Origin of the sequence: Amycolatopsis sp. NPDC024027, assembly GCF_040638975.1 — a bacterium.
GTDB lineage: Bacteria > Actinomycetota > Actinomycetes > Mycobacteriales > Pseudonocardiaceae > Amycolatopsis.
The window spans coordinates 73760-88895 of record NZ_JBEZYY010000005.1; the positions used below are offsets into that span (position 1 = coordinate 73760).

A 15136-nucleotide genomic window follows, 5' to 3' on the forward strand; every position below is an offset into this window, starting at 1 on the left:
GAGACTACCGCCGGATCGCACGGTGACCGGGTGAGATCGACCTTCCGGCTGGACCGTGTTCCGTCTGCTCGCCCATATGTGAATGTGTGCTATACATTCACATATGGGAGACGCTCGATGACAAAGGCACCGCCATCGCTCACCCCAGCGCTTCGCGGACGTCCCGACGCAACTCTCGATGTCCCCTCGCGGCCGATCACGGCACCCGTACTTCGACCAGTCGGACGTCTGCGAAGCGACTTGGGTGTTCCTGCGCCCTCATTCCTCGCCCGGCAACTGGGCCATGCGGCTCGGCAGCGCTTCGGTCACTCGAACCGAAATGCCCGTCTACAAAGAGAAAGCAGTTCCCGTGAGCAACATTGCGCTTTACACGTTCGGCCTGCTCGACCCCGCCATGGAGCCGGCTGCGCTGGCCGACCTCTCCCACCGGGGCGACGAGATCTTCAATGCCGGCGACCATGCCCCGGGGTTCCTCGGCCGAGCCGGGGGAGACTATGCCGGGAACGCGGCACACGCACCCGGCGAAGATTTCGGGCACTGGGGGTCCTACGTGCTACCCCTGGGTCTTCCGGACTTGGCGGGTCACGATCCGCACGCCCACATCGCGACATTGAGCCTGTGGCAGGACGTCGCGAGCGCACGTCTGTTCGTCTACCGAGGTTTGCACCGCGAGGCTCTGAACCTCAGGTACGACTGGTTCCTGAAGGGGGCCTGGCCGGGTCACGTTCTCTGGAGCGTCCAGGACGGCTCGGTGCCCCGCTGGTCGGACGGCGTAGCCAAACTCGAGGCTCTTGACCGGGACGGAGCTTCCGCACAGCACTTTACCTTCGGCTCGCGATGGGGCCGAGAATGACGGCGCAGCACCGGCAACGCCGTGTCCCTCACGGGGGCGTCATGAGCACGTCGGACACCCCCAGTGCCACGGCGCCGAGCGGCGCACCACGTTCGGTCAACCGCCGCCTTACGCTGGTGATCTGCTGTCTCAGTGTGGGCGTGACCGGAATCGACCTCTCCATCGTCAACGTGGCGCTCCCGTCGATCAGCCGGGACCTGCACGCCTCGGTCGGCAGCCTGCAGTGGGCCGTCGATGCCTACTCCCTCGTCATGGCCTGCCTGCTCCTGTTCTCCGGCTCGATGGCGGACCGCTTTGGCCGCAAGCGGGTGTTCCAACTCGGGCTGACGCTCTTCACCCTCAGCTCTCTCGTGTGCGCCATGGCGCCCAGCATTGGGTGGCTGATCGCCTTCCGCGCCGTGCAAGCCGTGGGTGGCTCAATGCTCAACCCGGTCGCCATGTCGATCATCGTCAACGTGTTCACCGACCGTCAGGAACGAGCACGAGCGCTCGGCGTGTGGGCATCGGTCATCGGCGTCACCATCGCGACCGGACCGGTGCTGGGTGGCCTGCTGGTCGGCGCCATCACCTGGCGGGCCGTGTTCTGGGTCAACCTGCCCATCGGAATCGTCGCCCTCCTGCTCGCCCAGAGGTTCGTCCCGGAGTCCAAGGCCGCCCGGGCCCGCGCGTTCGACCCGCCGGGCCAGGTGCTGATCATCGTTCTGTTCGCGTCGATCGTCGCCGGGATCATCGAGGGGCCACGCCTCGGCTGGGCGGCCCCGTGGACACTCGGGCTGTTCACCGTCGCCGTCCTGGCCCTCGTCGGGTTGCTCATCGTCGAACCCCGGCGGCCCGAGCCGCTGATCGATCTGCGGTTCTTCCGCAGCCCGCCGTTCTCCGGCGCGAACACGATCTCGATCGCGATGACTGCCGGTCTCAGCGGCTTCCTGTTCCTCAACACCCTCTACCTGCAGGACATCCGCGACCTCAGCCCGCTGCACGCCGGACTGATGGTCATCCCGCTGGCCCTGGGCCAGGCCCTGGCCGCCACCCTCGCCGGTCGGATGGTGGCCTCGCGAGGCACCCGCCTCCCCCTCACGGTGGGCGGCGTGCTCCTCACAATCGGCGCACTCCTGTTCGTCCCTCTGACCGTGTCCACCGACAGCGTGTACCTGTTGGTGGGCTACGCGGTCTTCGGTCTCGGAGCGGGCATGATCAGTCCACCGATCACGAGCACCGCCGTTTCCGGCCTCCCTCCCGATCAGGTGGGGGTGGCCGGGGCGCTCGCCGCCAGCGCCCGCCAGTTCGGCGCTTCCACCGGCGTCGCCGTCACCGGCTCCATCGTGACCGACACCGGCGCCGGCTTCATCGACTCGAGCCACATCGCCTGGGCACTCATCGGCGGCTGCGGAGTCCTCGTGCTCGCGCTCGGCGTCCTCTCCACGAGTCCTTGGGCCACCGCCTCCGCCGCGCGCAACGGCCGGCGTCTCGCCGCCGCAGCGACCCTCGGTCCGCCGGACGACACCGAGCCCTCTCAGGCTGCGAACCCTCGCGGAGCGAGGAAGGAATGATGCGGAGGTCACCGAGACCAAGTCGACGCGACAGACGTATCCCGCTCTTGGTCAGGAACTCTCGTGCTCACACGGGGTGTCTCACACGATCCTGGCCAAGAGGGGTACGAGGATGCCGTCGCTAGCTGTACCGAATGTCGCGACGAGCAGTTCGATCGCGTCATGTGCCGATTCCGGCGGCCTGACACCCAGCTGCGCGCAGATCGCCGCGTCCGGCGGGTCACCGCGCCGGGGTTCGGAGAGCCACGACTCCGGTCGGGGTCCGCCGCACCCAGCGCGGAAACCCCGGAACTGCGCCAGCCAGACATCGCCCTCTTCACCCGCCGTGACCGCGCGGCGGACCACCCGGACGCGGAACAACCCTCGCCGGGCCAATTCGAGGGTGCTCTCGTGCTCGCCGCCGGTGAGGCCGGCGAAGAGGAGCCGGCCGGTGCGGCTGTGGAACGGCGTCTCGACGACGTCCTCCCACTCGGCGAGGTCGATCTGCGGTGGGCTGCCAGGCGCACTGTCCGATAAGGGTCGCCGGGGCGTCCGTGGAGCCAGCCGTCATCGGCGGCGACTCCGATGCAGCAAGTCCGGGCCGCGCTCGGCGAAGGCGGTGAGCGGCCCGCTTCCTGACCTCGTTGGCACTGAGTGCGATCGAGGCCATCGCCGTCAGGCGCCGCCCGATGGCCGCGGGCCGCCGGTGAACCCGGCAGGCGGGTACGGCACGCCGTAGGGCGGGACCTGGCGTTTGGCCGCGGTGAGCTTGACGAGGCCGAGGACCGCGCTGACGATGAGCGCGACGAGCAGGAACGGGATCGCGGCGAGATGGATCACCCGGAACCCCGCCGCTTCGGAGATCAGCTGGCCGATGACCGGCGCGAGCAGCAGGGCGAGCACGCCGAGCGCGGCGGCCACACCGGCGACGACACCGCGTCGACGGCGGAGTTTCAGGATCAGTGCGGCGGCCGCACCGGCGGCCGCACCCGTGCCGAGCCCGGACAGGGCGCGCCCGATCAGCAGGAGCCCGCTGCCCGGGGTGAAGGCGGCCAGCAGGACGCCGAGGAACAGGAAGCCGGTCGCGGGGATGGTCACGGCCGTGGGAAAGCGGGCACCGAGCAGGAGCCCGACGGGCACGGTGAGGGCCGCGGCGACCAAGTAGGGGACCAGCACGATCATCAGCACACTCTGACTGGACAAGCCGAGGGCGAGCTGGAGGGCCGGCACGCCGTCGAACCGGTAGACCACGGTCAGCATGAACAACCCGATCAGGGCGGCGAACCCAGGCCCGAACACCTGCCACCAGACAGGATCGACGGCCGGACGAGTGACATGAGGAGACGGAGGCGTCACGTGCATGGAGCTCACCGTATAGCGTCGCGGACCGGCATCCACGGCGTTGCCTGAAGTGTCCGGAAAATCGTCGAGCGGGCGGGCCGGGCGTGATCCTGGCCGGTCGCCTGATGTCGGCAGTCAAACGTGGGGGAGTGTCCCGATCGCCCCGTAAAGGCGTTGCAGAGGTGTCGTGGCGGGGGAGCGTACGTCGGCCTGCCTGGCGCCGAGATCACGGTCGCGGAGCCGGATTGCCGCTGGGTAGCGACTCCCTCTCAACTGTATAACGTCCTATACGACAGGCGATTAGAAAACCACCTTCGTGGCGTCCATTTCGGTCCAAACCACATAGAAGCGTACGACCCGAGCCGTTGAGCAGCACATCGACTTTTGTGGTCGAGATGATCACGCTCGTTTGGCGCGACGGGGAGCGGGCGAGTCCCGTCCGCGTCCAGGTACATCCGGCCGACGCGGCCGGGGAACAGGTTCGCGCACTTCCGGCCGAAGCGGGCGTTCCGCCCGGCCGGCTGACGCAACGCGGAGATCTGCGCGTGCGGGCGGCCGAGATTCATCAACAGCACGCCACGTCTTCCGGCGGCGGCCCGAGCGGGCAGCTTCGCCAGAGCGAGTGTGATCCGCTCCCTGTCCGGCCGAGCCCAGCCCGACGGCACCGCCACCTCGGCGCACTGCAGACCGTCCCCACAGTCCTGCCAGGACAGACCGGTCTCCGGTGCGGCCGCGGCGTCTGTCTCTCGGCAGATCCCCAGGGGCAGCCGGGCGGGCTGCGGGTGGCCGGCGGCTGAGTCAAGCCTTCGGCAGTTTCCCCACCAGGGCCTTGCCGAACGCCACCGCCGTGTCGCAGGCGCCACCGCCGGTTTTCGAGGCGAAGATCCGGATGTGTTCCGTGCGCTTCGCGTCGAACTGGCGGTGGTTCCACGACACCGCGCAGCTGTCGCCGGTCGGGTGGCGCGTGCCGGTGACGCCGCCGAGGTCGACCGGGCTCCCGTCGTCCGGCACGCTGGAATACCCCTTGTCGAAGGTCAGCCGCAGGGATGTCGCCGCCGTCCACTCGCACTCGCGCAGCCGGTTGAGCTTGACCTCGCGGACCGGGCCGAGCACGGGCGCCACCGCGGTCTTGTCGAGCACCGTGCACGGGTCAGACGCGAGCAGCGTGCCGGGCGGCAGGTCGTACCCGGCGCCGCCGCGGACGCGCTCGAGGACCTTGGCGAGGGTGGTCTTCGCCAGGCCGCACGTCTTGGCCAGCGCCGTCACGCCCAGTTCCGGCTGCGCGGGAACCTGGACGCTGGCGTCGCACGTGCTGCCGCTGATCTCGGTGAACAGCACCGGCCGGCCGTCGAGGTCCTCGGCCGGCCTGCCGCCCTCGACGTAGATCTCGTCGCCGAGCTTGATCGAGATCTTCTCGCCGGACTTCGTCCGGTAGTCGCAGCGGTCGAAGTACCCCGAGTCCGGGACGGCGCTCAACTTGCCCGCGTCCTGGACACGGACGTCGTTCAGCACCTTGCACGGATCCGTGCGCCGCAGCGTTTCCAGGCTCGTCGGATCCAGGTTCGCGCCCGCGGTCGGCGGATCCGCACTGGCCCTCGTCACCAGCACCGCCACCAGGCTGCCCACGGCGAGTGCGGCGACGGCGGCCAGCGCCGTCACGGCCGGGAACCAGCGGCGACGGCGGGGCGGCGGGGGCAGTGGCACGGGCGCCGGCCAGGACAGCGCGGTGCGGACCGCGGTGTCCTGCGCTTCGATCAGCCGGTGCACCGTGTCCGGCCACGGCCGCGTCCCGGGCGCCACCGGACCGAGGAAGTCGAGGATCCGCTGCGGCGACGGCCGCCGGGCCGGGTCCTTGGCCAGGCACGGCTCGACGAGGGTCCGGATCTCCGGCGGCAGCCCGGTCAGGTCGGGGGCGGCGTGCACGACGTTGTAGAGCAGCTGCGCCGTCGTCGAGCCGGGGAACGGGCCGCGGCCGGTCGCCGCCATCACCAGCAGGCCGCCGAGGGAGAAGACGTCGCTCGCCGGGGTCAGCGGGCGGCTTTCGGCCTGCTCGGGGGACATGAACGCGGGGGAGCCGACGATGCCGCCGGTGCCGGTGAGGTCGGCGCCGCCCTCGGTGGCGCGGGCGATGCCGAAGTCGATCACCCGCGGCCCGTCCCCGGTCAGCAGCACGTTGCCGGGCTTGAGGTCGCGGTGGATCAGCCCGACCCGGTGGATCTCGATCAGCGCGGTCGCCAGGCCGACGGCGAGCCGGCGCACCGCCTCGACCGGCAGCGGCCCGGTCGCTTCGACGGCTTCTTTCAGCGATGGCCCGGTGACGAACACCGAAGCGAGCCACGGGGTTTCGGCGTCGGCGTCGGCGTCCATGACCGCCGCCGTGAACGCGCCGGAAACCTGTTGCGACGCCAGCACTTCCTGCCGGAACCGGCTGCGGAAGCGGGCGTCGCGCGCGAACTCCGCGTGCACCTGCTTGAGCGCGACCAGCCGGCCGTCCGGGGCGACACCGAGCAGGACCCGGCCCATGCCGCCCTCCCCGAGCGCGGCGACGAGGCGGTACTTCCCGGCCTGCCGGGCGTCGCCCGGCTCCAGCGGCTTCACGGCTTCGGCAGCCCGGACCGGGCCGCCTTGGCGAAGTCCTGCACCTGGCGGCAGGTCTGCTCGATGGTGAGCGTGCTGGCGGAAGTGGTGTGCTGGACGATGACGTTCTCCGAGGCTTGTTCGCCGACCGGCCGGTGCGGCCAGGTCACGGTGCAGTTGACCGACGCGGGGTTGATCTGGTCCGCGGTGAAGTACGCGGTGAGCCCGCCGAGGTCGACGGTGCCGGCCGCGTCGTAGGAATTGTCCTTCGCCGGGACAGGCGGGCGCCCCCGCTCGAGGTTCACGCTGATCTCGCCGCCGGCCGTCCAGCGGCACTCGTGCAGCCCGCGGGGTTCCACCTTGGTGATCGGGCCGGCGATCCGCTGCGCGGTCGCGGTGGCGACGAGGCCGCAGGGGTCGACCGGCGCGAGACTTCCCGGCGCCGCGGCGGAAACGCTCCCGGCGCGCAGGCGGTTCAGCGTTTCGGTGAGCGCGGTCTTCGCCGCGTCGCACGGCTGGGCGAACTTCCCCACCCCGATGTCGCCGGCCTCGACGCCGATGGTGGCGGTCGGGCGGTCCACGACCGGCACCGAGGCCGTGCAGCCGCTGCTCTTGTTGTCGAGGCTGAGCGGCAGGCCGTCGAGCTCCCCGGCGGGCGTGCCCTTGGCGGCCGACGGGCCCCCGATCGTGAGCTGCATCCACTGCCGTTGCGCGGTTTGGAAGGTGCAGGAGTAGAAGTGGACTTCGCCCTGCGGGGTGAGCTTCCCGAGACCGGGCGCCGACGGCAGCACCTGGCACGGGTCGGCGCCGCGCAGCTTGTCCGGGCCGAGCGGATCCGGGTTCGGCGCGGACGTCGTCGTCACCGGGGGCGGGGCCGGGCTGCTTGCCGGGGCGGCGGTCGCGCCCCCGTCGCCGTTCAGCAGGGTGACCGCGGTGATCGTGCCGGCCACGACGGCCGCGGCGGCCGCGGCGGCGAGCGCGATCCGCCGGCCCCGCCGCCGCGGCTTCGGCGGCTTGGCCACGACGGCCGCCACCTCGGCCCGGTGGCGGGCGATCAGCGCGTGCACGGCGGCCGGCCACGGCCGCTGGACCGGCGGCAGCGGCCCGAGGAGGTCAAGCAGCTGCGTCGGCGTCGGCCGCCGGGCCGGGTCCTTCGCGAGGCACGGTTCGGCGAGGGCGCGGATCTCGGGCGGGAGGACCCGCAGGTCCGGGTGCGTGTGGACGACGTTGTACAGCGACTGCGGAGCCGACACCCCGGCGAACGGACTGCGTCCGGTGACCGCGAGGACGAGGAGCGCGCCGAGGGAGAAGACGTCGCTCGCCGGGGTCAGCGGCCGCCCGTCCGCCTGCTCCGGCGACATGAACGCCGGCGAACCGAGGATGACCCCGGTGTGGGTCAGGTCGGTGCTGCCTTCGGCGGCTCGGGCGATGCCGAAGTCGATGACGCGCGGGCCGTCGTCGGTGAGCAGGACGTTGCCCGGCTTGAGGTCCCGGTGCACGAGCCCGGCCCGGTGGATGCCGGTCAGCGCGGACGCCAGCCCGGCGGCCAGGTGCCGCACCGCGGGCGGCGGCAGCGGCCCGGTCGCATCGACGGCCTCCTGCAGCGAAGGACCCACGACGAAGACCGAGGCCAGCCACGGCGTCGGCGCGTGCGGGTCTGCGTCCATCACCGCCGCGGTGTAGGCGCCCGAGACCAGCCGGGAGACCTCGACCTCGCGGCGGAACCGTTCGCGGAACCCGGGATCGTGCGCGAAGCCGCGGTGGACCTGCTTGACGGCGGCCAGCCTGCCGTCGGGAGCGACCCCGAGCAGCACGCGCCCCATCCCGCCCTCGCCGACCGCGGCGAGCAGCCGGTACCGCCCCACCTGCGCCGGCTCACCCGGACCCAACGGCTCCACGCCCCACCTCCGCGGGCGATCGTAGAACGGGCCCGCGCTCACCCCGGTACCGACGTCGTGAACGACTCTTTCCTGGCGTCCGGCGACCTGAACGGGTCGTTCACGACCTAGGCAGCGGCGTCAGGGGCGGAGCAGGAGCTTGCCGGTCACCCGGCGTTGTTCGAAGTCTTCGTGCGCGGCGGCGGCCTCGCGCAGCGGGTAGATCCGGGTGACGACCGGCTTCAGCCGGCCTGCCGCGGTCTCCGCCAGCACGTGCCGGATGCGGCGCGGGGTGTCCGGCCAGAACTCCGGCAGCTGGGACATGTCCGCCACCGTGAGCCGACGGCGGTCGGCGTCGGTGAGGGCGGTCGGCGCGCCGCTGCTCATGCCGTAGCCGGAGAACCGGCCGCCGTCGCGCAGCCGGGCCAGCGCGGCCGAGCCGAGCGGGCCGCCGACCCCGTCGAACACCACGTCCAGCCCGGGCAGCCGCCCGGCCCAGTCCGGGGCCGCGTAGTCGACGGCCCGCACCCCCAGATCCCGCGCAAGAGCGAGCTTCTCCGGCCCGCGCACCGCGGCGATCACCGCTGCCCCCGCGTCGCGGGCCAGCTGCACCAGCAGGCTGCCGAGCCCGCCCACCCCGGGCACGACCAGGACCTCGTCACCGTCCGACACCGGGGTCTTCTCGAGCAGCGCCACCGCGGTGCTGCCGTCGTCGAGGACGGCGAGGGCCTCGCGCAGCCCCAGCCGGTCCGGCACGCGGAAGGCGAACCCGGCGTCGGCGAGCACGGTGTCCGCGTAGCCGCCGCTGGGCGCGCGGGTGACGACCCGCGCGCCCAGCCACTCCGCGGCCACCCCCGGCCCGGTCACGGTGCCCGCCACCGCCCCACCCGGCACATACGGCGGCCGCACCGGGAACTCGGCGGGGCCGTTGCCCTTCCGGAGAAGCGTGTCCAGCCATCCCACCCCGGCGTACTCGACGGCGACCCGGAGCTGGCCCTCCGCCGGTTCGGGCGTGGGCAGGGTGACCGGTTCCAGCACCTCGGGACCGCCGAAGCGGGTGACCATGATCGCGTCCATGTCCCGAGTGTCGAACTTCAAGGACCCTTGAGGTCAAGGCGCGACGATGGCGGCCTCGTCCGGGTGTTACGACGAAAGGCCGACCAGGCACTTGACGAAGGTGGCCACCGCGGGCCACTCCTGCGGCGTTTGGAGGCCCTGATCGCCGCGCAGGACAGCAGGGGGGCGCGGTTTCTCTGGAAAGCGGCCTCTTCGCCGACGGCTCCTTCGGTTACCTCGCGCCGAGCTCGCCCGGCTCCACTGGGAACGCGCGATACCGTGGTGTGATGGGGACGCCACCGCCGTTGGTCTGGTACGCCAGCTATGGATCCAACCTGTACTCGGCGCGGTTGCGGTGTTACCTCGAAGGCGGAACTCCGCTGGGCGCCCAGCGTTCCTACGTCGGATGTCGTGACCGCAGTCCGGCGCGTGGCATCGTGGCGAGCGAGTTCCCCGGCGGGGTCTACTTCGCCACCGAGTCGCCGGTCTGGCACGGTGGTCGGGCGTTCTTCGACCCGAGGCTGCCGGGCCGGGCGGCGATGCGGTCGTACCTGGTGACCGCCGGGCAGTTCGCCGACATCGCCGAGCAGGAGATGTACCGCGAGCCGGGGCCGGACCTGGATTTGACCACGGTGCTGCGGACCGGCCGCGACCAGCTCGGGCCGGGTCGCTACGAGACGTTGCTGCACCTCGGCGATCTCGACGGTTTCCCCGTCCTGACGTTCACGGCACCGTGGTCGGAGCCGGAGATCGAGAAGAACCCACCTTCGGCCGCCTACCTGGCCATGCTGGTAGGCGCATTGCGGGAGGCGTACGGCTGGTCTTATGCGGAGATCGCCGAATACCTGGCGCCGCTGCCCGGAGTACAGGGGCACTGGGCAGCACAGAAGATCGCCGACCTGGCTCCAGAGGCCCCTGCTTAACGGTCGCGCAGCAGGGGAGTGTCCACCATTCGTCTGGTAGTGACGCCGATGCGGGTAAGTGAGGCATGTGCGGACCGCTCGTGATGGGAGCCGTGCGCACGTTGCCTGCCGCGATGATGATCGCGGAACTGGATCTGGCCCCCGTTAACTGTATAACAGCCTATACGGCGACGGATACATGGCTCAACCAGCGGCCGATTGCCACACATCGGCAGTCAAACGCAAAAAAGCGCCCCGACAATGGGGTCTGCAATGGTGTCGTGGCGGCCCGGGGTATCGACACCCTCATCCTGCTCGATCAGGTCTGAACGGCTTCGAGCTCGATCAGTTCGCCACGCCGAGGGTGATCGTCCGAATCGCGGGGTCGTACCGTGCGCTCGTGAACGACATCGGTTCGCTCAATACCTGGTCGCGTACCATGCCGTCGAGACCGATCCGCAGCACCAGGCTGCCGGCCAGCTTGGTCATGAGGTCGGCGCCGGGTTCGTCGCGTACCCCTGACCGTTGTGCGATCTCGGCTTCCAGCGCGCCACGGCTGGCGAACGAGGCGTTCGGGTCGTCACTCAGGTCGGTGAGGACGCTGTCCCAGCGGCCCGCGAAGATGTCGGCGAACGCGCGGCGGATATCGGCGACGTGCTGCTGCTCATGCGTCAACGTGGCTTGCCTGAAGCCGGCGGCATCGACCATCGACACCGTCACCTGCCCACTGGCGGGCAGCCTGCCGACGAGCGGTCCCAGCACGGGTGCGCTGACGGTGAACGACGCAAGCGCCTGTCGAAGCCAGGCGGCTTCGAAGATTCCCGTCCACGGGCCCGGCCGGGGATAGGTGACCAGGGCACTGCCCAGATTCCTGCCCGGGTCCGTCACCCGCCACTGGCCGCTGCTCGCCGGTTCCAGGACCGGCGGGTTGAGCGCATTGCGGATCTGGGTCGTCGCGTTGGTGGGAAGAGCATTGCGGTAAAACGCCCGCTGGCCGTTGAACACCGGATACGTCATGCCGACGTAGCGGCTGCGCATCCCGGTTTCGGCGATGTTCAGCGTGGGCGAGGGCGGCATCTCGTGGAACTCGGCGATCCGCTGGATGCGGGCCTCGACGAACCGGCGGGTGACCAGGTTGCCCGCGGCGGCTTGCATGCTCAGAAGAGCGGCGGCCACGGGCGGATTCGGCCGGGCCGGCACCACCCTCTTTGCTCGCTCAGGAGTCGCTTCGGCTTCCGCGGGGTCCGGTGTGCGCCGCACTTCCACCTCCTCGAGCCAGGGGTATCCACGCCGAATCTGCCTGGCAGCCGGTAAGCGGGCCAGGTACGCAGGCGTGACCTTCGGGGCAGTATCGCCCGCCTCATCGTGCAGCCTGCCGGACGTCGGGAAGGTACCCGTGGCGACCTCGATGACGCGTCGCCCGGGAGGCTCAGCCGGCGAGTTCCGCCAGGTAGTGGAACCGCCGCTGGCTGAGCACCAGTGCGTCGTCGGAGAGGGTGAACACGTCGGCGAAGTCGAACTCCGTCCGGCCGGTGTCCGGGTCGCGCGCGAGGCGGCGGCCGGTCACCACGACGCTGTCGGCCGCGGCGATGATCTTGTACAGCTCGTGCCGCGCCGCGGGGGCCGCGCGGGCGGCTTCCGCCGCTGCTTCGCGCCCGTATGCCGGTACCGCGCCGACCCCGCGGACCTGCACGTTCTCGTCCAGCAACGACGCGTAGCCGTCGAACTCGCCGGCGTCGAGGTACCGGTAGAGCAGCCGCACGTGATCGACGCCGCACGGCGTGGTCGCCGCGCTGGCGGTCAGGCTGGGGAGGTCACCGACCATGATCGCTCCTTGGGGACGGTGCTGTCGGCATCGACTCTGGCGGATTCGCGCATTCCGGCGCAATCACGGCGTTATCACCGGGCGCGTGGCCACCTCCCGCTGCGGCAGTCGGGCGATATGCCGGTGCAGAGATGGTCGTGTGTGACACCACCCCCTACATTCGAACATCGGGGGTCGCCAGACCGGTCTGTCCGGGGCAGAGCCGACGAGGGCGCTGGGGTACGAACACGACGAGGATGGCAGTGACGACAACCGAGACGGCCGACGCGACGCTGCGCATCCTCGGTCCGATCGAAGTGGAAGGGTCCGCTGGGGCGGTCCACGTCCCACCCGGCCGCCAGCAGGCGGTGCTCGCGTTCCTGCTGATGGAGGCCAACCAGGTCGTCAGCATCGACAGCCTGGTGGACGCGCTGTGGGAGGAAAACCCGCCGGACACGGCGCGGACGCAGGTGCAGATCTGCGTGTCGCGGCTGCGCCGCAACCTGACCGACGGCGGGGTCGGCGTCACCATCGAAACGCGGCCGCCGGGGTACCGGCTGCGGGTCGAGCCCCGGCGGATCGACGCCCAGGTCTTCACCGGGCTGGTCGCCCGGGCCCGCACGCTGATCAAGGAGGGCCGGGCGGCGCAGGCGGCGGCGACGTTGCGCGCGGCCGTCGCGCTCTGGCGCGGCCCGTGCCTGAGCGGGCTCTCCAGCCCGACGCTGCGGACGCGGGCGCTGCGCCTGGACGAGGACCACCTCACCGCGACCGAGGACTACCTCGAACTGGAACTCGGGCTCGGCAAGCACCGCCAGGTGGTCGGCGAGACGGCCCGGCTGGTGCGCGAGCATCCCCTGCGGGAGCGGTTGCGGGCGCTGCTGATGGTCGCGCTCTACCGCTCCGGCCGCCAAGCCGAGGCGCTCGAGGCCTACCGCGTCGGCCGTGACCTGCTGATCGACGAGCTCGGCCTGGAACCCGGGCCGGACCTGCGGGGCCTGGAGGCGGGGATCCTGGCGGGTGCGCCCGAGCTGCGCTACCACCCGCCGGAACCCGGCGAGGACACCCCGGAGCCCGCGACGCCGCGGGTGCGGGTGCCCCGCCAGCTGCCCGCCGCCACCGCGGACTTCGTCGGGCACGAAGACGTCCTCGGCGAGGCGACCGGCATCCTGACCCGCGGCCCGGACAGCACGGCGCTGGGTGTGCTGGTGGTCGTCGGGCGGCCGGGTGTCGGCAAGAGCACGGTCGCGGCGCTGCTCGGGCACCGGCTGGCCGAGCAGCACTTCCCGGACGGGCAGCTCTACTGCGACCTGCGCGGCACCCGCGCCGAACCCAGCGGCGCGGCCGAGGTGATCGGCCGGTTCCTGGTGGCCCTCGGCATCCCGGGCCCGATGCTGCCCGAGGACCTCGCGGGGCGCGCGGACATGTACCGCACCCTGCTCGCCGACCGGCGGGTGCTGGTCGTGCTCGACGACGCGGTCAGCGAACAGCAGGTGCTGCCGCTGCTGCCCGGCAACCCGCGCTGCGCGGTGCTGGTCACCAGCCGTTCGCGGCTCACCGGCGTGCCGGGCGCCCGCCGCGTCGAGCTGGACGTGCTGCGCCCCGAAGAGTCGCTGGAGCTGATCGGCCGGGTGATCGGCCACGACCGCACCGACCGGGAGCGGGAAGCGGCCGGTGCCTTGGTGCGCACCGTCGGCGGGCTCCCGCTGGCGCTGCGGATCATCGCCGCCCGGCTCGCCGCGCGTCCCCATTGGACACTCGCGTCGATGGTGCAGCGGCTGGCCAGCGAGCGCCACCGCCTCGACGAGCTCGCGCACGGTGAGATGACCATCCGCGCGAGCCTGTCGCTGACCCACGACGGGCTGGACCCGCGCTCGCGCCGGCTCTTCGGGCTGCTGAGCCTGCCGGAGGCGCCGTCGCTGTCGGGGTGGGTGGCGGGCGCCGCGCTCGACGACGACCGCCGCCATCCTTCGGACCTGCTGGAACCGTTGGTGGACGTGCAGATGCTCGACGTCGCCGGGATGGGCCCCGGCGGCGAATTCGCCTACCGGTACCAGGACATGGTGCGGTTGTTCGCGCGGGAGAAGCTCGCCGAGGTCGAGGCGAACGGGCGCGCGGCCGCGCTGGACCGGGTGCTCGGCGGCTGGCTGGCGCTGGCCGAGGACGCGCACCGGCGGATCTACGGCGGCGACTACACGGTCGTGCACGGGCGGGCGCCCCGATGGCGGCCGGACGCCGACCACGTCGAGCAGCTGCTCGCCGATCCGCTCGGCTGGCTGGCCGACGAGCAGGAGAACCTGTGCGCCGCGGTCCTGCAGGCCGCCGCGGGCGGGCTGGACGAACTGGCCTGGGACCTCGCCGTCACGTCGGCCACGTTGTTCGAGGCCCGCGGGCTGCTGGACGACTGGGAACGCACGCACACCGCCGCGTTGACCGCCACCCGCGCGGCCGGCAACACCCGGGGTACCGCGGTGCTGCTCAGTTCACTCGGCACGCAGCACCTCACCACCGGCCGGGCGGCCCGCGCCCACGAGCTGCTGACCGAGGCACTGGCGTTGTTCGTCGAGCTCGACGAACCCGTCGGCCTGGGGCTGTGCCGCCGCGATCTGGCGTTGCTGGCCCGGCGCACCGGGGACGAAGACCTGGCGATGGAGCTGTACGCGCGGTCGCTGCGGGACTTCGATCGCGCCGCCGACGTGGTCGGCCGGGCGACCGTGCTCACCCAGCGGGCGCACGTGCTGGCGCGGCGGAACCGGATCGAGGCCGCGCAGGCAGATCTGGCCGAGGCGCTCGGCAGCTACCGCGAACTGCGGTACGCGGGCGGCATCACGCACGCCATGCGCCGGGTGGGTCAGGTGCAGTCGCGCGCGGGGGAACACGAGGCCGCGGTCCGGACGCTGTCGGAGGTGCTGGCCATGGTCCGGGACAGCCGCGACGTGATCGGCGAAGGCCACCTGCTGCACAACCTCGGCGAGGTGTGCGTCGCCGCGGGCCGGCTGGATGCCGCCCGCGGGTACTTCGAACAAGCGCTCGCGGTACGCGAGACGATCATGGACCACCAGGGCATGGCCGCCGTGCGCGCGGACCTCGCGGTGGTGCTGGGGCAACTCGGCCGGACCGGCGGCACCGGGCAGGCGGTCACCGCGTTCGCCGAGCGCACCGCGGTGGAGCCGGGTCCCGGCACCGGCCGCTGAGGGGCG

At 71.7% G+C, this 15136-nt stretch carries 11 protein-coding genes; 5 read left to right on the forward strand and 6 right to left on the reverse strand.

The annotated features are described in order from the left end of the window. Positions 1-349: 349 nt before the first annotated feature. Both AB0F52_RS14675 and AB0F52_RS14680 read left to right on the forward strand, forming a co-directional pair. Positions 350-853 carry a DUF3291 domain-containing protein gene (locus AB0F52_RS14675; RefSeq protein ID WP_360169833.1) on the forward strand — a complete coding sequence of 168 codons (504 nt, stop codon included), beginning with the start codon at positions 350-352 and terminating at the stop codon, positions 851-853. 41 nt (positions 854-894) lie between these two features. After that, positions 895-2403, forward strand: coding sequence for a DHA2 family efflux MFS transporter permease subunit (locus AB0F52_RS14680; protein WP_360169836.1), 1509 nt, complete (start codon positions 895-897; stop codon positions 2401-2403). 654 nt (positions 2404-3057) lie between these two features. Here AB0F52_RS14680 and AB0F52_RS14685 read toward each other — a convergent pair. From AB0F52_RS14685 to AB0F52_RS14700, 4 genes are all read right to left on the reverse strand, one after another. After that, positions 3058-3681, reverse strand: coding sequence for an MFS transporter (locus AB0F52_RS14685; RefSeq protein WP_360169839.1), 624 nt, complete (start codon positions 3679-3681; stop codon positions 3058-3060). A gap of 840 nt (positions 3682-4521) precedes the next feature. Beyond that, positions 4522-6321 (reverse strand): serine/threonine-protein kinase, encoded by a 1800-nt coding sequence (locus AB0F52_RS14690; protein ID WP_360169842.1) that lies wholly within the window; start codon positions 6319-6321, stop codon positions 4522-4524. Continuing rightward, a complete protein-coding gene (locus AB0F52_RS14695; protein WP_360169845.1) occupies positions 6318-8198 on the reverse strand; it encodes a serine/threonine-protein kinase in 1881 nt (626 codons plus the stop codon). Before AB0F52_RS14695 ends, AB0F52_RS14690 begins: the two co-directional genes overlap by 4 nt. 120 nt (positions 8199-8318) lie before the next feature. After that, complete coding sequence (locus AB0F52_RS14700; RefSeq protein ID WP_360169848.1) at positions 8319-9254, reverse strand: zinc-binding dehydrogenase; 936 nt, start codon at positions 9252-9254, stop codon at positions 8319-8321. A 266-nt stretch (positions 9255-9520) separates the two neighbouring features. On the opposite strand from AB0F52_RS14700, the gene AB0F52_RS14705 reads away from it, so the two are divergent. Together AB0F52_RS14705 and AB0F52_RS14710 are read left to right on the forward strand one after the other, a co-directional pair. Then, entirely contained in the window at positions 9521-10156 is a 636-nt protein-coding gene (locus AB0F52_RS14705; RefSeq protein ID WP_360169851.1) for a histone deacetylase, read from the forward strand. A gap of 83 nt (positions 10157-10239) precedes the next feature. Further along, the gene (locus tag AB0F52_RS14710) at positions 10240-10464 is read left to right on the forward strand and encodes a hypothetical protein (protein ID WP_360169854.1); all 225 of its coding nucleotides are present in this window, start codon (positions 10240-10242) and stop codon (positions 10462-10464) included. Positions 10465-10480: 16 nt separating this feature from the next. Here AB0F52_RS14710 and AB0F52_RS14715 read toward each other — a convergent pair whose 3' ends face one another. Together AB0F52_RS14715 and AB0F52_RS14720 are read right to left on the reverse strand one after the other, a co-directional pair. Then, positions 10481-11395 (reverse strand): hypothetical protein, encoded by a 915-nt coding sequence (locus AB0F52_RS14715; protein WP_360169857.1) that lies wholly within the window; start codon positions 11393-11395, stop codon positions 10481-10483. Between the two features lie 169 nt (positions 11396-11564). Then, entirely contained in the window at positions 11565-11960 is a 396-nt protein-coding gene (locus AB0F52_RS14720; protein ID WP_103343990.1) for a nuclear transport factor 2 family protein, read from the reverse strand. Between the two features lie 242 nt (positions 11961-12202). On the opposite strand from AB0F52_RS14720, the gene AB0F52_RS14725 reads away from it, so the two are divergent. Continuing rightward, positions 12203-15130, forward strand: coding sequence for a BTAD domain-containing putative transcriptional regulator (locus AB0F52_RS14725; RefSeq protein WP_360169860.1), 2928 nt, complete (start codon positions 12203-12205; stop codon positions 15128-15130). Positions 15131-15136 lie beyond the last annotated feature (6 nt).

Bases quoted from the DNA above. Each gene is read 5' to 3' on its own strand.
- AB0F52_RS14720 (WP_103343990.1), bottom strand. From the start codon at position 11,960: ATGGTCGGTGACCTCCCCAGCCTGACCGCCAGCGCGGCGACCACGCCG.
- AB0F52_RS14700 (WP_360169848.1), bottom strand. From the start codon at position 9,254: ATGGACGCGATCATGGTCACCCGCTTCGGCGGTCCCGAGGTGCTGGAA.
- AB0F52_RS14705 (WP_360169851.1), top strand. From the start codon at position 9,521: ATGGGGACGCCACCGCCGTTGGTCTGGTACGCCAGCTATGGATCCAAC.
- AB0F52_RS14680 (WP_360169836.1), top strand. From the start codon at position 895: ATGAGCACGTCGGACACCCCCAGTGCCACGGCGCCGAGCGGCGCACCA.
- AB0F52_RS14710 (WP_360169854.1), top strand. From the start codon at position 10,240: ATGGGAGCCGTGCGCACGTTGCCTGCCGCGATGATGATCGCGGAACTG.